This window comes from Qingrenia yutianensis (genome assembly GCF_014385105.1).
Lineage (GTDB): Bacteria > Bacillota > Clostridia > UMGS1810 > UMGS1810 > Qingrenia > Qingrenia yutianensis.
This window is the reverse complement of record NZ_JACRTE010000005.1, coordinates 87,229-108,971: the sequence shown is the minus strand read 5'-3', so window position 1 is coordinate 108,971 and position 21,743 is coordinate 87,229. Positions and strand designations below refer to the sequence as shown.

Genomic DNA, 21,743 nt, shown 5'->3' with positions numbered 1-21,743 from the left:
AAAAAGTACGGTCTTTTTGTCGTTTTAAGGCATATTTATCCCCGTAAACAGGGCGTTTTTTAAAAAATGGCACATAATAAGAAAAAGGGTCACTTGTTTATTTGCACGGCGGTTTGATATAATTAAATCATAAAATATCATATCGCGGAGGAAATGAATATGAAAAAAGCAAAAACAAAAATTTTAAGATGCGTCAGCGGTGCGGCGGCCGGCATAATGCTCATTTCGTCACTTGCAGGGTGCGGAAAAAACAAGCAGACGGGCAAAGAGGGCGGCGGAGAAATTTCGTGCTGGATGCCTCTTACAAGCAATATGGCGCTTTATACATCAAACTACGGCGAAACAGAGCTTGCAAAAGAGCTTGAAAAACGCACGGGGGTAAAGGTTAACTACATTCATCCGCCCCAGGGACAGGAAAGTGAAAAATTCAGCATACTTGTTGCATCGACCGACCTTCCCGATATTATCGAATATAACTGGGTTACATATCCCGGCGGTCCGGCAAAGGCAATAAAAGAGGGAGTTATTACCGACATAGGCAAATACCGTGACAAGGCGGTTAACCTTTTTAAATATCTCGACGCGAACGAAGAAATATATAAAATGGTTACAACCGATAATAAGGAAGTATTTTCTTTCCCGTTTATCCGCGGTGACAAGAGCCTCGGATACTCGACGGGACTTATTTTAAGGGGCGACTGGCTCAAAGAGCTTGGTCTTGAAATTCCCCGAAATATAGACGAGTGGGAAACGGTGCTCACCGCGTTTAAAGACAAAAAAGGCGCAAAATCCCCGTTTTCGGCTTTGACGGTTGATTATTTTGCAAGCGGATTTGACGCGACGAGCGACTATTATGCCGAGGACGGCAAGGTGAAATTCGGTCCGCTCGACCCGCAGTTTAAAGAATTTATAGTAAAAATGCGCGACTGGTATAAAAAAGGTCTTATCGACCAGAGTTTTACCACACTTGACGGAAAAGCGAAAGAAACAAACATTTTGAACGGTTTCAGCGGTGCAACGTCCGGCTCGGTCGGCTCGGGCATAGGCAAATGGATGGCGGCGGCAAAAACGGAGGGCTTTTCGCTTGAGGGTGCGCCTTTCCCGACGTCGGATTTAAGCAAACCGGCAAAATTCGGCGTGTATCAAATTCAGGTTACGCCCACCGCAAGGTCGTTTGACGCGATTTCCACCTCGTGCAAAGATATGGATTCGGCGATTAAATTCCTCGACTACGGCTACAGCGACGAGGGCAGAATGTTATACAATTTCGGCATTGAGGGCGTAAGCTACAAAATGGAGAACGGCTATCCCAAATATACCGACCTTATTTTGAAAAATCCCGAAAACAAGTCTATGACTGTTGCGCTCTCGAATTACGCGCGTTCATACGACGCAGGCCCGTTTATTCAGGACGTAAGATATATGGAACAGTATGCGGCGCTCGACGAGCAGAAAAGCGCGCTGAAAACTTGGTCGAATACCGAGGCGTACGAACACACGCTTCCCAATCTTTATGTAAAAACCGAAGAGCTTAACGAATTTGCACAGCTCAACAACGATATTGACACGTATTTTGATGAAATGATGATGAAATTTATCATCGGCGCAGAACCGCTTGAAAATTACGACAAAATGATTGAACAGCTTCACAAAAGAGGCATAGACAGACTTCTTGAAATGCGCCAGTCTGCCTATGACAGATATTTAAACAAATAAAATAAGGGGTAACGGTATGCAAAGCATTGAAAGAAAAATTTCGGGCACATTGGATAAAGACCGCGGAATTTCGGGAATGAAAAGAGAATTTAAGAAAAACGGAATTTTGTATCTTATCGTTCTGCCCGTGATTGTTTACTATTTTATATTTCACTATATGCCGCTTTACGGTTTGCTTATGGCGTTTCAGGATTTCTCGCCGAGGCGCGGAATTTCGGGAAGCGACTGGGTGGGACTTACACATTTTATAAACTTTTTTAAGTCGCCCGATTTTGCAAGAGTTGTGACAAACACACTTCGCATAAGCCTTTCCTGCCTTGTGTTTGAGTTTCCTGCGCCGATTATTATGGCAATTTTAATAAACGAGCTTAACGGAAAATATTTCAAGCGCACAATTCAGACAATATCCTATCTACCGCACTTTATTTCGCTTGTCGTAATATGCGGTATGATAAAAACGTTTGTCGAGCCGGACGGAATTATCGGCAGTGTTTTTGCGAAAATCACGGGTAACGGCTCGAGTATGCTTTCGCAGAGCAAAATGTTTCTGCCGATTTACGTTGTGTCAAACATCTGGCAGAGCATAGGCTGGGAGAGCATTATATACCTTGCCGCGCTTATGAATATCGACCCCCAGCTTTACGAGGCGGCGGATATCGACGGCGCGGGAAAAATTGCAAAAATTATGAAAATCACTCTGCCCTCCATTGCAATGACTGTTGTAACAATGTTTATTTTGAGAGTCGGAAGAATAATGAGCGTGGGATACGAAAAAATTATTCTTCTTTACAATCCCGCAATTTACGACAGGAGCGACGTTATATCCTCGCTCGTTTACAGAATGGGTTTTTCAAACCAAAACTGGAGCTACAGTGCGGCGGTGGGACTTATCAATTCGGCGGTTAATATGATTTTGCTGATTACGACAAACACCGTCAGCAGAAAAATGACCGACACAGGGTTGTGGTAGAGCCGGAAGAAAGGGGTAAAAAGAATGAACAAAATTAAAAAAAGCGTCGGCGACAGAGCGTTTGACGCATTTAACATAGTTTTGCAGACGCTCGTTGCGGTTGTTATGATTTATCCTATGCTTTACGTGCTGTTCGCGTCGCTGAGCGACCCTGTGGAATTTGTGTCGCACAAGGGCGTTTTGTGGCACAGTATCGGGTTTACATTCGGCTCGTACAAGTCGGCATTTCAAAATCCTATGCTTTTAAAGGGATATTCAAACACGCTTTTTGTGCTGATTTTCGGCGTTGCGGTAAATATAATTATGACAATATGCGGTGCGTATTTTTTATCGCGAAAAAACGTTAAATATCAAAAAATCATTTCTATATACATAATAATCACAATGTTTCTAAACGGCGGTATGATACCGTTTTACTTCGTTGTAAAGTCGGTGGGACTGGAAAACAGTCTGTGGTCGCTGATACTGCCCACGGCGGTTAACACGTTTAACCTGATGATACTGCGCGTCGCGTTTGCGTCTGTTCCCGACAGTTTGGAGGAGTCGGCAAAGCTTGACGGCGCAAACCATCTTACCATTATGCTCAAAATCGTTCTTCCCGTAAGCAAGGCGAGCATTGCGGTTATCATTTTGTACTATGCGGTTGCAAACTGGAACGCGTGGTTTAACGCTATGCTGTTCTTGATAGACCGTCCGAAATATCCGCTCCAGCTGGTTTTGAGGGAAATTCTTATCAACAACGACACCTCTGCAATGACGGGCGGTGCGGACGTGGGCGAGCTTGAATTTGTGGGCGAAACTATAAAATATGCGATTATCATAATTTCGACACTGCCCATTTTGTGCCTGTATCCGTTTATACAGAAATATTTCACAAAAGGTGTTATGATTGGTGCGGTAAAGGGATAAGGGAGGTTTTTAAGTGAAAAAGAGTTTGGCTTTGTGCGTTGGACTTTTGTTTGTCTTTTCGTCATATTCGGCGTCCGCGCAGATAACGGTAAACAAAATTTCGGGCAAAACAGTGTCGGCGGACATAAGCGTATCGCCCGATTACGAGAGGAATTTTGCAGCCGCCGTGATTATGCCGTACGGCGCGGAAAAAGATAATATCAAGATTGAGGACGGCACAATAAAAAACACGTTTTACATATCAAAAGAAACGGACGAGGACGGGAATGCGGCTTTGGAATTTACGCTCCCCGACGGTTTTGAAAACGGGCAGTATATGCTTGTTTCGTATGACAACGGCAAAAAATGCGTCAGCCGTATCGGCATTGCGGACGACAGCTTTGACACCGATTTGGCATTGATAAACAGCGCAAAATCCGCGTCGGAACTAAAAGATGCGGTTGAAAATTTTACGAATTTTAACATTGATAATGAAATTTTTTCAACTCACGGCGAAAAAATATGCGGATATGTTTTCGGCGAAAAAACAAATTACACAAAAGATGAATTTATAAAAGCATATTTCACTGCCGAGGCGCTTTCGCGTTACAACGCAAAAGAAGTTCCGTTTTATGAGTTTTTGACCGAATACACGGCATATCTCGGTGTTGATTATAAAAACACGTTCGGCACTCTTCCCGAGAACGGTTTTGACGCGGCGGATAAGCTTTTTTCGGCAAAATCGCAGAATATCGGTTTGGATTTGAGCGAAACGCTTTTAAATATTTTTGAAATCGCCGAAATAAAGGGGTGCAAAACCGCGGAGGAAATTTCAAAGGTTTATCTTGCAAACGCGGTATCGCGCAAGGTCGATATGACCGATTTCAACAAGCTTGACAGCTACAAAAAAGAAAGTCTTTTTCTTGAAATGATTTCAAAAATATCGGACTCCGACACGCTTTCCGAAATTGACGGTGTATTTTTGAGCCTTGCAAACGGCTTGGCAAATCCGGCCGACGGAAAACCGTCCTCGGGCGGAGGTTCGTCAAACAGGGTATCGTCGGGAGTGAGTGCAAACGTTCAGCCGATTTTGCCCGACAGCACAAAGAGCGATTTTTCGGATATTTCGGAGCACTGGGCGAAAGATTACATCAAAGCTCTTGCCGGCGACGGCATAATAAACGGATTTTCCGACAACACGTTTAAGCCCGACAACAGCATAACGCGTGCGGAATTTACAAAAATCGCGTGCAAGGCGTTCGGCATAAACGGCGGTGCGGACTGCGGATTTTCCGATGTTTCGGCATCTGACTGGTTTTATGAGAGCGTATGCTCGGCAAAGAGCGCCGGCATTATAACGGGTTACGACGGTATATTCAACCCGAACGGATTTATCACGCGCGAGGACGCGTCGGTGATGATTAACAGAATTTTAAACCTTTCCGCGGATAAAAACGCCTTATTTTCCGACGCGGACGAAATTTCGGATTATGCCGTGCAGGCTGTAAATGCACTTTACGAAAACAAAATTTTGAGCGGATATTCCGACAGTACATTTAAGCCCAAAGGAAACATCACAAGGGCAGAGGCCGCGGCGGTAGTCGCGCGGACGAAAAAATAAACATTACGGGGGATATTAAAATGACAAGACCGATAGATTATGCAAAAACGGCGTGCGATACAATTATGCAAAAATACAAGGCGCCCGACCTTCCCACAATGAACACGTTTTTCTACATAGGCGGTGTGTTTTTGTCGGGTATGCAGAGGGTGTATTTTCAAACGGGCGAGAAAAAATATTTTGACTATATTAAAGAATGGGTTGACAGCTATATTTTTCCCGACGGCACAATTCTGGGATACAACCGTCCGTATGACACAGACGAGGTTACGCGCGTTATGACGCTTGTACCCAAAACGTTCGACCACAAACAGCCGGGAATACTTTTGTTTGATTTATATAAGGAAACAGGCGACGAAAGATACAGAAAAGCGATTGATTATATATATGAAAAAGTGCCGGACTGGGGAAGAAATTCCAAAGGCGGTTTTTGGCATATGAGCGTCACGCCGAACCAAATGTGGCTGGACAGTTTGTATATGATCGGGCCGTTTCTTGCGATGTATTCAAAGTTCAAAAATGAAAAATCCGCTCTTTGCGAAGCGGTTAATCAGGCAATTTTGATGTATGAAAATATGCGCGACGAAAGAGGACTTCTGCATCACGGCTGGGACGACAGCGGTGAGGCTGAATGGGCAGGCGAAAACGGACTTTCCCCGACGGTGTGGGGGCGCGCGATGGGCTGGTTTACCGTTGCGGTGCCGGATATTATGGATTATTTAAATCCCGGGTCGGAGGAATATAAAAAGCTTGCCGAAATGGAGGCAAACGCGCTTAAAGCGGTGCTTAAATACAGAAATAACTTGGGTTTGTGGTGTCAGGTGCTCGACCGTCCCGACGCTGAGGACAACTGGTGCGAAACGTCGTGTTCCTGCCTTTTTACATATGCTTTGTTCAAATCGGTGCGCCTCGGCATAATTTCAAAAGATTATCTTGACGACGCAAAAAAAGCGTATGACGCGCTTATAGGCAGATTAAAATACGACGGCGAACAAATGCTTATTGAAAACGTTTCGGTCGGCACGTGCATTGATGAGGGCGACTACAGGCATTATATCGAAAGACGCACCGTGACCAACGATTTGCACGGAACGGGCGCGTTTGTGCTTATGTGCACCGAGGCTGAAAAGATGTTGTAAACTTGAGGAAAGGAATGGCTATGATAATGAATATCAGAAAATACATTTCGCTTATCACCGCCGTATTTTTGATTTGCACGTCGGTATCTTTCACATCCTTTGCGTTTGATGCGGACGACAGCGACGATTTTTATGAGGCAAGCGCGGTGATTAAAAACCTTTCGGGCGAGTATTTTGAAAGCGGTGACGTTACAAGGGCGCAGTTTACAAAAGCGCTTGTAAACGTTATGCGCATAGCACAGGGCGCGGATTTGACCGACAAAAGCGCGTTTCCGTTTAAGGACGTAAGCGAAAACGACGGGTATTACGGCGAAATATATCAGGCATATAAGGCAGGCATTATCGCATCGGGCGAAAATTTTAACCCGAACGAAAACATAACGTTTGCACAGGCGGTTAAAATGTGCATTTGCGCCGTTGGCTATGCCGATGCTGCGGAATATAAGGGCGGTTATCCCGCGGGATATTTAAAATGCGCCTCCGAGTTAAAGCTTATCGGCAGACAAAACGGTGAAACGTTTTCGGACAGGGACGCGGTTGTGCTTTTATACAATCTTCTTTGCTCGTCGTTTATGCTGACGGAATATAAAAACGGTTTTGCGCATTTTGAGGACACCGACGAAACGTATCTTGAAAGGCTGTATTCGGTTTTGTGCGCGGAGGGAATTGTCATCTCGACAAACATTTCGCCGTCGGACAGTGCAGACGCGGAGGAGGACGGATATATCACCGTTGACGGAAAAATGTATAATTACGACGGCGGAACAAGCGGTCTTTTGGGCAAAAACGTGCGCGTGTTTTACAAAAAAGGCACGTCCGACGCGCTCTTTACGGTTGAGAGGGAAAACGCTGTTTTGGAATTTGATGCGGACGGTATAACAGAATTTTCACTCGGCAAAATAACGGTTGAAACGGAAAATTCCGGCAAAGAGAAAAGTTACAAAACCGTCGGCGCAAGATATGTGTATAACGGCAGAACGGTCGGCACGTTTTCGCTTGACGATATAAACGGCGACTATGCGCGCGTTTTGCTCCTCGACAATGATGACGACAACAATTACGAATATGTTTTTGTATACGATTACAAATATCTGACGGTTGACAGCGTGCAGAAAAATCCCGTTGTCATTTCGGACATAAACAACGGTGAGAAAAACATTTTCAGAACTGAAGACAACGGCGCTGTGCTTGAAATATACGGCGCGGACGGTGAACCGGAGGAAATCGACGACTTGGAAAAGGGCGGAATTATCGCCGCCGCGCAGTCGAAGGATTTAAGCTTTGCGCTGATTAAAAAGGTGTCGGGCACACTTGACGGCACGCTTGAGGCAAAGGACGCGGACGGCAAAATTTACATAAACGGCGAAAAATACACCCTTACCGATTACGCAAAAAGAAACTGTTCCGACATTATGAAGTTAAACGAAAATTATTCGTTTGCACTGGGGTTAAATAACGATATTGTCGCGTTAAGCGGTTTTTCGTCACAGATGCAGTACGGGTATTTAACCGAAGTTACCGAGCCGGAAAACAAGGCGGACGACGAGGTGAAGTTTGAGGTTTACACCCTCGGCGGTGTGCTTAAAACGTTAAGCGTCAAAAGGGCAAAGGTAGACGGTGTATCAAGCAGAAAAAAGGCAGACATTCTGCCTGTTTTGAACGCGAACGTGTCAAAGCTTATCAAATTTAAGCTTGGCAAAGACGGCACGGTGAGTGTTATCGACACCGCGGAAACGGTTTATGAATACAAAGAGCCGTCGGACATTGAAAACTGCCTTATGCAGTATAAATTTACGTCGGGCGGAAAAGAAGTGACCGAGTTTACATACCGTTCGGGCGGTCAGTCGTGTATGCCGTATTTCAACGTCAGCTCGTCGGTTATTCTCCGTGTTTCCGAGGACGATGACGAAAAGGATTTTGCGGTTCTTGACAAATCGAGCCTGTATTCGGGTTACAAATATAAATTCGACGTTTACGATTTATCTGAAAACGGCACGGCAGGCGTTGTTGTCGCACAGGATAAGTCGGTGAAAAGCAGAACGAATTATATGATAGAAAAAATACGAAACGGCGCAATGCCGAACGGCGACGACGGCAAGGTTTTGTATGTTTATTCGGCGGGCGAATATAAAAAACTGTATATGCCTGCCGACGCGGAAAATCAGCTTGAAAAAGCGCTCAATCCGGGCGATATTGTTCAGGTGACTTTAGATGCCGACAACACGGTGAAATTTATAGACTTGGTGTTTGACGCAAAAACCCTTTCGCCGTGCACAAAAACCGTTTCGGGCATAAACTACGACGGCTTAAACAATATAAGCTACTGGTACGGCGCACTGTATTATACCGACGGTATTTACGGCTACATATCCAAAACAAAAACGGCAAATTCGTATGACTATTCTTTTGAAAATCTTATAAATATAAGGCTTAACACGGCAAATATCGGCATTATAAACAAAGAAAGAGATGAAATAAGACCGATTACGCCGTCACAGCTTAAAGATTACAAATCGTTCGGCAACGATAACTGTTTTATCGTGGCACGTCTTAACGCTCAGGCCCCGATGGAGGTGTATGCATATGAAATTCAATAAAACTTTTTCAAAATGTATCTGCGCTTTTTTAACGCTTGTTTTGTCTTTGCAGTTTGCGCCGGTATACGCGGTAAGCAAAACGCGCACGGTATACAGCGAAAATTTCGATTCCGCACCGATAAACGGCATACCCGACGGCTTTAAGGCAGAGGGCGAAAAGGCGCGCGTTTTAAATTCGGCATACGGCGGACGCGTTCTGCAAGTGATAAAGGGCGCAAAAACGACCGTTACCGTGCCTGTGAAAACAGAAGAGCAGAAATATTATATCGACTTTAAAATAGGCGCGGAAAACAAGACAAACGCAAATATCTCGGCTGCAAACAACGGCACGGTGTGCAGTATTTTGAAAATCGAGGACAACGAAATAAAAACAAAAGAGGGCAAGGTTATTTCGGGCGTCACCGCAAACGCCGAAGTTGAAAACAACACTTTTTACGGCAAACTCACCGAAATAAGCATTGCCGTAAACTTAAAAACAGGAACGTATTCGGCATATGTCAACAAGCGCCTTTGTGTTGAGGACTGGAAAATATCGGGCGCGGTAAAACCCGACAGTTTTATAATTGAAAAACAGGAGGACAGCGAAAACAACCTTTACATTGACGATATTTCGCTTTATGAGGGCGGTTTCCCGTGGACAGCGCAGAGCGTTAAAAACAGCAGTTATGCGCAGAGCGCCGTATCAAACGACGAAAACGGCGAGGAATTTTTCTCGTTTACCGACGATATAGGCGATTTCACGTTTTTTCACAGCACATGGGCAGGACAGACGAAATATGCTAACAATGTAAAAATGTATCCCAAAACAAACGAGATAACGTCGGAGGAATTTGACTATAAAAACCCTAACAAGGGCGACAAGCTGATTTTCAGAAAGAAAACCGCGGATGACGCGTATATCGACGTTAACCTTAATATTTTTAAGGGCTACAAAAGTAAAAAACAGTATAAATACTTTAAAATCAGCGGTGAATTTTCGGCGGATTTCGACTCCGACCCGACCGCGCAGATTTTTATGCTGAGGGACAATACGTCATCAGCCGCCGTTATTAACGAGTATCCCGTGAAAATTGAAAGCGGACGGAAGGTTACGATTTCGGGAACACAGGGATTTGCAAATGCGGCGGCAAACGGCGCGTGCTTTAAGGTTACAATGTACCTTAACCTAAACGACGGCACAAACACGGTATTTTTCGGAACGGGCAACGGCTGGACATACAACAATTACCGTATGGTCGCAAAGAATGTGCGCCTTACAAACAAAATCAAAAATTTAAACGTTGTGCGCATTGCGTGCGGTTCGGGCGCTTTTTCGGGCGAGTTAAAATGCCGAAACGTTGAAATTACAGGCTTTGACAAGCCGTTTGTAGTAAACGAAAACGACGTTACCGAGGTTAACACCTCAATGTTTGAGTTTGACAAAAACATTGCCGATGATTTGGACGGTAAGATTTTGTTTGACTATCTTTCAAACACGGCATTTTCAAACGGCAAAAAATATAAGCTTGAACAAAAGGGAATATATCAAGACGGTGAGTTTTACATTCCGATTGCCGAGTTTAATAAAGCATACGGCAAAAATGCGGAATTGGATAACGGCGTTGTAAAATCGGACGGCAAAAGCTTTGCGGTAACCTGTATAAAAAATGATAACGGCGCGGACTTAATTCCGCTTAAAGACGCGGCGCAAAAAGTTCTCGGGTTTAACGTTTTCGACGACACAAACGGGCTTATTGTGACGTCAAAGGCGAAAATATACTTTGACAATTCAAAAGAAGTGCCGTATCACAAGCGTTATACGCCCGAAAACACGTGGAACGATACATACAGATATGTTGATTTTCAGAGCAATCTTCAGTATTTGAGCGACTATATGCTTTTCGACCGTCCGAGTGCGCAGAGCCTTCTTGACGGCTACAACAAGATGAATGAGGACGGAAAGCATCATATTTCGGTTCTTGCGTCTGATAAGGATTTTGACAGAATAAGAGAATTATACAAAACCGACGCGTATATGAAAAAGGTTGCCGACGATTTAATCGCGCAGGCGGATATGACGCTTAAGCAGAAAATCCGCACATATGTGTATGACGACAGTATAAGAATGTTAAACACGGCGCGCATACTGGAATCGCGTATGCAGCTTGTGGGATTTGCGTATCAGTTAACGGGCGACGGAAAATATGCGGAATATGCTTTAAAACAGCTTGATGCACTTGAAAATTTCCCTGATTTAAACCCGATACACATTATTGACAGCGGTTCGTTCGGCACTGCCATTGCGGTTGCGTATGACTGGTGCTATGATTATTTCACCGAGGCACAGCGCGAAAAAATAAAGGCAAACGTATACAGACTTTTCCTTTCGGTATTTCCGCAGGCTTTCTATTGCAGAATACCCGCAAAGAGTGTTACAAACAACGACTTGACAATCGTTATGCCGAGCCTTTGCCTTAAATGGTACAGTAACTTCAACACCTGGGTAAATTCGGGCGGTGTGTGTATGGCGGCGGCATTTATGGGTGATTATCCCGAAATCTGCTCCGATTATTTGAGCAACACTATCCGAAGTCTTGAGTATACAATGAAAAACTTATATCCCGACGGCGTGTGGGCAGAGAGCAGTAACTACTGGTATCACGTTTCGCGCTCGCTTATGTATTCGTGTGCAACGCTCGAAAACATTTACGGCACGGAATTTAATCTTCTGTCTTTCCCCGGCGCGTATGAAACGGGCATTGCGAATATGGCAATCCGCAGTATGGTCGCAAACTACAACTATCACGACGCGGCGGACGAAAAGATATATGCAAGTCACCCGATGGGGTATCTCGGCAAGCACTTCAATCAAAAAGAACTTTTGGCGGCGCGCAGGGCAACGGTTGAAAAAACGTTTGACGCGCGTATGGCGGACGTTCAGATTTTTGTTGCGGACGCGCTTTTCTACGACCCCGAGGTAAGCGTTGACGAGATAGAAAAGCTTCCGAAGGTTAAATATTCCGAGGGTGTTGAACTTTTCTCGGTTCACGGTGACTACAAAGACTACGACGCACTGTTTTTTGCGTCGCACGGCGGTCCGACGACGTTTTATCACGCGCACAACGACAACGGCGATTTTGTGTTTGACTTAAACGGCGTAAGATGGGCGCAGGCACTCGGCTCGGAGGATTATAATTCGTCGCTCCCGGAAAACGAGAAATACAGAAAACGTCCCGAGGGACACAACACGGTTGTTATAAACAACAACGCGGAATACAATCAGACCGCAAATGCTTACACTCCCGTGATTGATTACAAAGAGGGTGACGGCGGTGCGTATGCAGTGTACGATATGACCGACACCTACGGCGCGAATGTTAAAGATTACAAACGCGGATTTTATATCGGTGACAATTTCAAAACGCTGACAGTCCGCGACGAAATAGATCTTGCAAAGGATAATTCCGAGATTTACTGGTTTATGCACACCACTGCGGACGCGTACGTTGCGGACGAAAGAACGGTTGCACTGTCAAAGGACGGCAAAACAATGACGCTTCGGTTTGACACCGACGCGCCCGATGCCGAAATCAGCATTATGGACGCTGTTCCGCTCCCGTCGTCACCGCAGGGCGAGGGACAGACAAACAACGTCGGCGTGCGCAAGGTTGCGATAAAATTAAACGCGTCGGGCAAGGTTAACCTCACCGTAAGGCTGGGCGAATTTGCAAAGGACGCGGACACAACGCCGATAAGCGGTTGGAGCGCACCGGCAAAATCAAACAGCGCGTACGATATGAGCGATTACGGATATTCGGGCGTTGTTTACGGCGAAAAAACCGACTCTTTGGCATATATCCCCGTTATGAGCGGTCAGAAACTGCCCGATGTAGAAATTGTTCCGAACGACCCTGAAAAGAGCGCGGAATATATAAAATCGGATAACGTAAATGTGCCCAACCTTATAAAAGTTTACAATGCGGATAAAACCCTCGGCAAAATGTATATTGTGCCGTACGACACGCAGAGAGGCACAAAAGATTTGATGTTTGACGAGCTTGAAATTAAGTCTTCTTACGTCAGCGACGAACCGCAGGCGGAAAACAAGCGCGAAAATATGTTTGACAACGATTTTTCGACAAGGTGGACAACAATGACGCGCGGTGAATATGCGGTGTTCGATCTCGGCAGTGTGCAGAGCGTAGACGCGGTTGCGGCAGGATTTTGGCAGAGTTTGGTGCGAAGTTATTATTTTGATTTGTACTGTTCCGCAGACGGTGTGAATTATGAAAAAATAGATTCGTTCACGTCATCTCCCGGCGCGGAGGAATATCAGGTTTTCGGCATAAACAGGGTTAACGCAAGGTATATAAAGCTTGTCGGAAACGGCTGCAGTGCAAATCCGAATACAAACATTCTGGAACTTAGAATTTTGAAACTAAATGACAAATTTGAAAAAATACGTTACGGAGGGGAGGAGTGAAAGGGCTTATGAAGATTAAAAAAATCATTTCTTTTTTGCTTTGCGTATCGCTTGTGATGTGTTTTTGCGCAAACACGGCATTTGCGGAGGATAACGAAATACTTAAAATATTCGATTTTGAGAAAATTGAAAATATTTCGGAATATCCCGAGTTTTCGGGAACGTCCAACAGTTCAAAGGGCGTTTCGAGCGCGGTTTCCGACGGTGTTTTCACTATAGGCAAGCATGCGTCGGCAACACACAGTATGTATGTTGATTTTACACAGTATATCGGCGAAAAAACGACATATTCGGTAAAGCTTGACATTATGCCGAGCTTTGCGAGCGGAAAAAACTTTATGGTGCGTTTCGGCGCAATTATTCAGCTTGTGAGCAAGGGAAACGGAAAATACGTTATTCAGCGTATGACAGACGGAAAATTCGTCACCGAAAATCAAACGGAATTTACATTTTCCGATTTAACGTCGGGGCTTGCGTTCGCCGTAAAAGACAAAACAACCGTTGACGCGTTTTATGTTAAAAACGGCGAATTGACGCTTATCTACGGCGATATGGAATATGTTGAAAATTCGTCTACAAAGGCAGGAAATTTGGGATTTACGTTCAACAAATCGGCGGACGGTGATATTTCAATGGATAACGTCACACTTTCAGACGGTGCGCTGAAAATTTCCGACCCCGACCCCGACGAGCCTGTAAACGACATCACAAAATTTGAATTTACAAACATCAGCACGGATATTTTTGCAGACGAGGGCGAAACGTTAAATCTTCCCGTCACCGCCGAGGCAACGTCGGGAATAGAAAAAATCGAGGTTTATATTGACGGCGAGATTTACGAAACACTCACCGACACGCCGTATGTCATCACCTTGCAAAACATTGACCGCGGGAGCGTGACGGTTACTGCAAAGGCGGTGAGCAGCGGCAAAAGCGAAAGCGAAATTTCATCGAACGTGAATTTTGCAAGCGTTGACAATGCGTATACCGTTTTTGAGGACAGCGACTTTGCGGACGGCGAGGGAAATGTGTTAAAATCGGGAATTTCAATGTATTCAAGGCGCGGAACGGTTAAAAAAGACACGGCAGACCAAGACCGCGGCACAAGCCTTTTTGTCGGCGCGGACATTCCCGATACAAGTTATTCTTCATCGGATATTCCGTATATCGACATACCGCTCAAAAGCACGTCGGGCAGGGTAAATATCAGCTATGACCTATATATTGACAAAAAAGACTCAAGCGGAAGAAAAACAATGGTTTTAAGGCTTTCCAACGACAAGGATACAAATATTGTGCGTTTTACAAATTCCGAAATGAAGCTTTTGAATAATCTTGTAACGGAATACAGCGAGGGAAAGTGGTATCATTTTTCGGTTAAGGCTGACACGGTGCAGAACACCGTGAGCGTGTTTGTAAACGGCGTGCCGTATTTTTGCAAATCTATGTTAAGTTCGTCAAATTCCGACGGAAATCAGTCGCTTAAGCTTTTGAGGCTTTACGGTCCGGGCGAGGAAAATGCGGGATTTACCGCTATTGACAATATAAAGGTTACGGGCTTTTACGACTTGCCGAGCGTGACCGATTTAACCGAGGAGAACGGCAAAATTTACGCAAAGCTTTCGTCGGGCATTTTTGCCGGAAGTATAGACGAAAGCACCGTTTGCCTTAAAAATTCAAAGGGAAAAGATGTTTTGCTTGAAAATGTTTATTACGACGAGTCTAAAACCTCGGTTGTGATAACTCCTGCGAAAAAGCTTGTTCCGTCGGCAAAATACACGGTTGAAATATCGGAAAATGCAATGATTGCGGACGGCGTTTATTTCGGTGAAAAGGTTTTGTATGAATTTAATGCAAAATCGGACACCGTCGAGGTGAGCGCGTACAACGTAAGCGTTTCGGGCGGAATTTGCAAAGGCGAGGTGAGCGTTAAAAACACGTCGGACAATAAGATTACGGTTTTTGCGGTTATGGCGCTTTTTGACGGCACAAAATGCGAAAAAATGCGCATTGAGCCGATAACGCTTGAAAAAGGCGAAACAAAAACGGCAGTTTTGCAAGGCGAGAGGGGCAGTGCAGACTGCGCGCAAATTTATATTTACAGCGATGTTTTTGCATCCAAGTTGTTGGGTGAGATTTTTAAAAAGAGTTTTTAATATTGTGCAAAGCAAAATAAATATAAATTTATGTTAGGAGAATGAAAAGTATGAGAAAACTAAGCGTGCTTTTGATAATTTGTATGATTGTGTGCACACTACCGCTTACGTCACTTGCCGACGCAGTGAGTGTGTCGGACGAGGGTGTGGTTACGTATTTTAATGATTTTGAAAACTCGGATGCGAGCAGTTACTCAAAATACGGTATAGCCACATATAAAGGCAAGTCTACACCGTACGGAACTTTTTCTGTAACGGGTGACACAACCAATAAGTATTTTAAGGCAACAAATACCAGTAAAAGCGTTTACCCTACGTTTAGGGTAAACTTCCTCAAAACTGACGCTGTGCCTAAAATCAATTCGTTAGCAGGTGCGAAAAAATACAAGGTGCAGTTTAAAATGAAATTAAGTCCTACGATTCAAGGTGCATTATCACTAAATTGCGGAGGACTTTGGAAATTTCAGTTTTATAGCAAGACATACGCTATTTCCTGCAACGACGGTAATGTAACGGCGGTTGAGGGCGCGCAAGAGAACGGTTACAGTGTAAATCTTGAAAATTCGGGTGCAAATCCGTTCCGCGAATACGAAATAGATGTTGACAAAACAAACAATACTTGTATTTTTAAAGTTGAGGGCAATAAAATTTTTGAAAATGTACCGTTGTATAAAACCAATGATTTTAATTCATTACTCATCGGATTTTCATCTTTGACGGGAAGTGTTTTTGTAGACGACATCAAAGTTACGGTAACGGACACGGCGGAGTGCGGTGACGAAAACTATGCGAGTGCAGCAAACATCAATTTTGACGACTTCGGAATTGGAATGATTCCGAACAGTGAAATTACAAACGTCGGCGGATTTGAAAACGACAATGAACCTACAGGTCACGCGTATATCGACTACGCATATAACAGTGAAAACCCTTCAGAGGTTAACAAATTCCTTACAATTACAAAAAACAAAAAAGAAACCAAACCGTTTAGCATAAAACGCGATATAAGCGGTGTTGTGGACGATTATTCGGTATATGACGTATCGTTCAAAATCAAAAACGGCCTCGGCACAAAAAGCACAGAAAGCGCATTTATCCGTCTTGCCGACGGCTCAAATTCCAATAACGGCGCGGTTATAAGTATTCGCGGAACGGACGGAAAAATCGGCTGGTTCGATTACAGCACAGGTGCGGGTGTATCAAACATAAGCGAAAAAACGGCAGCCGCAGGAGAGTGGACTGAGATAAAAGCAAGAATTTACAAAGACGAAAACAAGGCTGATTTGTACGTCGGAGATATGGAAAACCCGATTGCGCAAAACATAAAAACAAACCGCAAAACAGCCGGCGACTACATTGTTTTCGCGCCCCAGAAAAGCGCGGTAAATTCGTCAATAAGCGTTGATGATATTGTAATTACACCTGTAACAAAATCCGACTATGTTCTCACATACACAACAGGTTCGGACGATTTGGCAAAATATACGTCAAGCGGTGTTTCGGCACAGTGCAAAATTGCAATCGCAGGCGCGCAGACACCCGTTATCATCATTGCGGAATACGGCGCAGACGGACGCCTTGTAAATATTGCAAAATCTGAAAGTGCGGAAAACGGAATTGTTTCGGCAAAACTTACGAACGCAAACGCACAGACGGGCGAAAATGTGTCCGTTATGCTTTGGAAAAGCCTCGATAACCCCGTTCCGCTCAAAAAACTCATAAAGCTTTTACCCGACGTAAAGTAATTTTTATACATTGACAATTAAAATTAAATAAGGTAACATTTACATAGCAGGTTTTAAAAATAATCCAAAGGGGCGTCGGATATGAAAAAATACAGTTTGTTTTCGCGTCATACAATACCGTCTGCATGGCTTATATCCTATGTTGTGGTATCTTTGATAACGGTTTTTTTCAATTTCATTGCATATGTAAAAATCGACGGCAGTGTTGAGAGGCAAAACGAGCGCTATGTAAGCGAAATGCTCGAAAACCGCAGGACGGATATTGACAATTTTACAAATCTTGTAAGCAATGTGGCAATAGAAATATCGCAAAGGCAAACTGTACGCAAGCTTGCGTTTACGAGGGACGAATTAAAAGACGAAAAAATGATGATGGTTCACGATGTTTTAAACGACCTCAACGTTTACAAAAAGCTTGAAAATGAGTTTGACGGGATTTATATTTATTTTTACAACACCGATTATTGCATAAGTATGGCGGGCGCAAACGGCGCAGACTTATACTATGAAACCAACATAAAAGAATATGGCATTTCAAAGGCGGAATGGCTTAAGCTTATGCAGGATAAGCAAAGCGGAAAATACGCGGTTCTTTCAAACGGCACGAAAGACACCATTACATATTTTTATTCGGTCTATTCGGTGGAGCGTTTTGTGCCGTTTGCCACAATCGCCGTTGAGGCGGACGTTAAAAAGCTTTTAAATTCGTCGTCAAACCCGTCGTATAACGGCAATTTCTACATCTGCACCGAGGACGGCGACATTATCGGCGGTGATGCGGAAAAGAACGAAAACGCAAGAAAAATTGCCGATGAATACGGCATTGAGCGCGGTGTGAGAAATTTTAAGGGCGGTCTTACTATGATTTGCACCGAGTCGGACGGGAACGGCTGGAAGTATTTCTATCTTGTTGACAACAGCGTGTTCAAAAAGCTAATTCGCTCGGCACGCGCCGACATTGCATTTTTCAATCTTGTCGGCATACTTATAATGCTTCTCGTTGCAAAACTGCTGGTAAAATTCAACTACAATCCGATACGAAAAATCATAGACGCAATCGGCGGAAACCACAACGCGAGGGTATCGGAATATCAGGAGCTGGGCAACAAAATAACGTCGGTTATGCGCGAAAATACCGAGGTTAATCACAGAATAAAAAGCTTTGACAGCGATTTTGTCCGCGAGGCGCTCTTAACGCGTCTTTTGACAGAAACGCCGTCCGAGGCGGAGAAAATAGAAATTCTCGAAACGCTTAAAAACGCCGGGATTGTTTTTCCGTACGCAAAATTTGCCGTTTTGCTTATTTATATCGACATAAACCTTGATATGTTTTTCGACGGCGATGGCGACGCGGAGGGAGATTACCGTCTTGCACGCGTTGCACTTATAAACATTCTCGACGAGGTGTTTGAGGGCAGGTGCAAAATAAATTACTGCGACTTAAACGGCTCGCTTTGCTGTATTGCAAATTTGGATGGCAGTCAGCAGACGGAGGACGTTGTGAAAAAACTAGGCTGGGTGAGAAAGCTTGTTTTGGAGAATTTAAACATCAATTTCACCGTCGGAATGAGCAACATCTATTCGGGTACGGACGACCTCGGGGTGTGCTTTGCCGAGGCGTCGGAGTGTATGAAAGAAAGATTTTACGACCGTGCCGGCGTAATTTGTTACAGTGATTTGGAAAAGAAAAATCACACCGAATACTGCCTTACGGGAATTAAAGAGGGGCAGATTTTGGAATATCTTCGTTCGGGCAACGCAAATTCAGCAATTCACGCGCTAGACAGCCTGTTTGATGAGAAAATTATAAGCAAAATCGGCTCGTTTTACGCGATGAAATCAATTTTGTATAATCTTATCATCATCATAAACCGCGCGTTCGGTCAGATGGGCGACGACATCAACGAAAAAATAAGCGGAATTTTGCAGAAAATCGACAAAATCGAGAACAAATCAGACGTTGAAAATTTGCAGAAAGATATTTATTCGGTGATAGAATACGGCTGTGCGCAGAACGGAAAAGAGATAATGAACAGAATTGATATACTTATGAAAAAGGCGAAAGAATACGTTGACGCAAACTATGCGGACATAAACCTTTCGGTTACCGCGGTTGCGCAGAATATAGACGTAAGCCTGCAGTATCTTTCGACCAATTTCAAGAAAATCTGCAAAATCGGTCTGGCTGAGTATATCACGCTTGTGAGAATTGAGCACGCAAAAGAGCTTTTGACCGAAACAAATATTTCTATATCGGACATTGCCGAAAGGGTGGGCTATGTGAACAGCCGAAGCTTTTTCAGAAGCTTTATGCGCATTGTCGGCACTTCTCCGAAGGGGTACAGAACCTCGGAGGGAAATTAACTTTCGGCAAAATTTTGGGGAGTTAACTATGAAAAAATTTACGGCTTTAATTTTGATTTTATTACTGATTTTAGGGGTAAATCCCGTTTTTGCGGATTCTGCTGAAGGTTACAGCGAAAATTTCGACAACGGCGAAATCGGGGAAATAAGCATAAAAAATACAGGGTTTTATCAAACGGATTTTGTCGGCGGTATCGGTGCAAAAAGCGAAACCGATAAGTCGCTTGCGTTGAAAAGACCCGAAACGAAAGAACAGTCGGGAAGCAGTATTTACACTGAAATGTCGCTTTCTCTTTACAAAAAATATTTTAAGTTTGAATTAAACTTTATGCCGTTGACGGACGATTTTTCGCACGTTATGTTTGCGTCAAATTCGCACACGCCCTCGTCGCCGAAAATTTACTGTTCCGATGACGGATACGGCGCGGAATATGCGTTAAACCGCGGAAAATGGAATAAAATAGTTTTTGTGTGCGAAAATCCGTCGGTTGACAAAACAAGTCAGACGTATTCCGCAAAGGTTGACGTTTTTGTAAACGGAAATCAAATATGTAACGGTCAGACGTTTAAATTTAAGAAAAACAGCGTCGGCGCAACGACTGTATTTTTGCGTTTTGCAATGTTCGGCAAGGACAAAACCGAAAACGGCGCGGCGGTTTATCCCGAATTTACAGTGTATCTGGACGATGTTGATATAAAACGGTATGACGAATATCCTGAAATTCCGCTCCCCGAAAACGAGCCGGAACTGGATATTACGTTTGAGGGCGCAAGTGCAAGAGCAAACCTTAAAAATGCGGTTATGGTGCTTGCCGGATATGGCGCGGACGGCGCGCTTTTGTCTGCCGAAATTGCCGAAAACGACGGAAACGCAAGCCTTGAACTAAAGGGCGAATACGCGTCTGCAAAGGTGTTTTTGTTTAATTCGTTTGAAAGTCTAACCCCCATTGCAATGCTCGGTAAAAAAAGAATGCCGACTGTTGCGTGCTGGGGCGACAGCCTCACCGAGGGGCAGGGAAGCAGTGATTTCAGAAACGGCGGAACAAAGTCGTATCCCGGTGTGCTCAAAACGCTGACGGGCTATGACGTGCGCAATATGGGGTCGGCAGGAGAAACCGCAATGTCTATTGCCGCAAGGCAGGGCGCGGTGAACGCACTTCTTGAAAAAGACGTGACAATCCCGTCCGACTGCACCGAAGTTGAGATTGAATTTAAGGGTTACAACGACGACGGAACATATGCCGGAACGCTTACACCGCGAAATAAAAAAGACTGGAATCCGTGCGTGATAAACGGCGTGGATGGCGAACTGTCTTTTAAAGTTGACACGACAAAAAATCCGCGCGTTCTGATATGGGCGAAGTTTAAAAGAAAAACGCCGGGCGAGGCGGTGTATGCGCCCAAAGGCACGAAGATTTTTATGCCGAATAATATTAAAATAAACGAAAACGCCGATATAAACGTGATTTTCACGGGTACAAACGGCGTGTGGAACGCGGAGGATAAATCGGGCGAGGATTATGCGGACGACCTTGTGATTTTGATTAGGAAAATGCTCGCAAAGACGAAAAATCCCGATAAATATATCATTATCGGTTTGACGACGCGCGCGAGGGACGATTGGAAAATCACCGACGCGAAAATGAGGGAAGCATTCGGAGAGCATATTGTTTTTCCGCGGGACCGCATTGCAACGACCGAGGTTCTGACGGATAACGGCATTACGCCGACCGAACAGGATATTGCGGATATCGCCGTCGGCAGAGTGCCGACGTCACTGCGCCTTGCGGTGAACGACGTGCATTACACAGACGTCGGCTATGCCGAAATCGCCAAACTCGTTTATGCAAAAATGATAGAACTCGGGTATTGTGAATAATAAAAAAAGGACGATTTTAAATCGTCCTTTTTTATTATTCAGCATTTTAATTTTATAATTTTGTTCGTTTATGCGTATACGCACGTGCGTAATAACATAAATAAATAAAACCCATACATTCAGAAATTTTTACAGTTAACGTACAAATTTTTGCGGTAATTCTGTGCGGATATTGAATAAACTTTTTCGGAATGATATAATTTTTG

At 44.2% G+C, this 21,743-nt stretch carries 11 protein-coding genes; all 11 read left to right on the top strand.

The annotated features are described in order from the left end of the window. Nucleotides 1-159 precede the first annotated feature (159 nt). The 11 genes from H8706_RS06010 to H8706_RS05960 all read left to right on the top strand — a co-directional run bounded on the left by H8706_RS06010 (nucleotide 160) and on the right by H8706_RS05960 (nucleotide 21,537). Nucleotides 160-1,716 (top strand): extracellular solute-binding protein, encoded by a 1,557-nt coding sequence (locus H8706_RS06010; RefSeq protein WP_262431889.1) that lies wholly within the window; start codon nucleotides 160-162, stop codon nucleotides 1,714-1,716. A gap of 16 nt (nucleotides 1,717-1,732) precedes the next feature. Continuing rightward, a complete protein-coding gene (locus tag H8706_RS06005; RefSeq protein WP_178347668.1) occupies nucleotides 1,733-2,686 on the top strand; it encodes an ABC transporter permease in 954 nt (317 codons plus the stop codon). A gap of 24 nt (nucleotides 2,687-2,710) precedes the next feature. Then, entirely contained in the window at nucleotides 2,711-3,595 is an 885-nt protein-coding gene (locus H8706_RS06000; RefSeq protein ID WP_262431888.1) for a carbohydrate ABC transporter permease, read from the top strand. A gap of 13 nt (nucleotides 3,596-3,608) precedes the next feature. Continuing rightward, on the top strand, nucleotides 3,609-5,195 hold the full coding sequence (locus tag H8706_RS05995) for an S-layer homology domain-containing protein (protein ID WP_262431887.1): 1,587 nt from the start codon (nucleotides 3,609-3,611) through the stop codon (nucleotides 5,193-5,195). A 20-nt stretch (nucleotides 5,196-5,215) separates the two neighbouring features. Beyond that, complete coding sequence (locus H8706_RS05990) at nucleotides 5,216-6,334, top strand: glycoside hydrolase family 88/105 protein (RefSeq protein WP_262431886.1); 1,119 nt, start codon at nucleotides 5,216-5,218, stop codon at nucleotides 6,332-6,334. A gap of 26 nt (nucleotides 6,335-6,360) precedes the next feature. Further along, nucleotides 6,361-8,931 (top strand): S-layer homology domain-containing protein, encoded by a 2,571-nt coding sequence (locus H8706_RS05985; RefSeq protein WP_262431885.1) that lies wholly within the window; start codon nucleotides 6,361-6,363, stop codon nucleotides 8,929-8,931. Further along, nucleotides 8,918-13,393, top strand: a complete 4,476-nt coding sequence (locus H8706_RS05980; RefSeq protein WP_262431884.1) for a heparinase II/III domain-containing protein — start codon at nucleotides 8,918-8,920, stop codon at nucleotides 13,391-13,393. The genes H8706_RS05985 and H8706_RS05980 overlap by 14 nt, the downstream gene beginning before the upstream one ends. A gap of 8 nt (nucleotides 13,394-13,401) precedes the next feature. Further along, the gene (locus H8706_RS05975) at nucleotides 13,402-15,549 is read left to right on the top strand and encodes an Ig-like domain-containing protein (RefSeq protein ID WP_262431883.1); all 2,148 of its coding nucleotides are present in this window, start codon (nucleotides 13,402-13,404) and stop codon (nucleotides 15,547-15,549) included. Between the two features lie 50 nt (nucleotides 15,550-15,599). Beyond that, nucleotides 15,600-17,294 (top strand): hypothetical protein, encoded by a 1,695-nt coding sequence (locus H8706_RS05970; RefSeq protein WP_262431882.1) that lies wholly within the window; start codon nucleotides 15,600-15,602, stop codon nucleotides 17,292-17,294. An 81-nt stretch (nucleotides 17,295-17,375) separates the two neighbouring features. Then, nucleotides 17,376-19,658 (top strand): helix-turn-helix transcriptional regulator, encoded by a 2,283-nt coding sequence (locus tag H8706_RS05965; RefSeq protein ID WP_262431881.1) that lies wholly within the window; start codon nucleotides 17,376-17,378, stop codon nucleotides 19,656-19,658. A gap of 28 nt (nucleotides 19,659-19,686) precedes the next feature. Next, nucleotides 19,687-21,537, top strand: coding sequence for an SGNH/GDSL hydrolase family protein (locus H8706_RS05960; RefSeq protein WP_262431880.1), 1,851 nt, complete (start codon nucleotides 19,687-19,689; stop codon nucleotides 21,535-21,537). Nucleotides 21,538-21,743 lie beyond the last annotated feature (206 nt).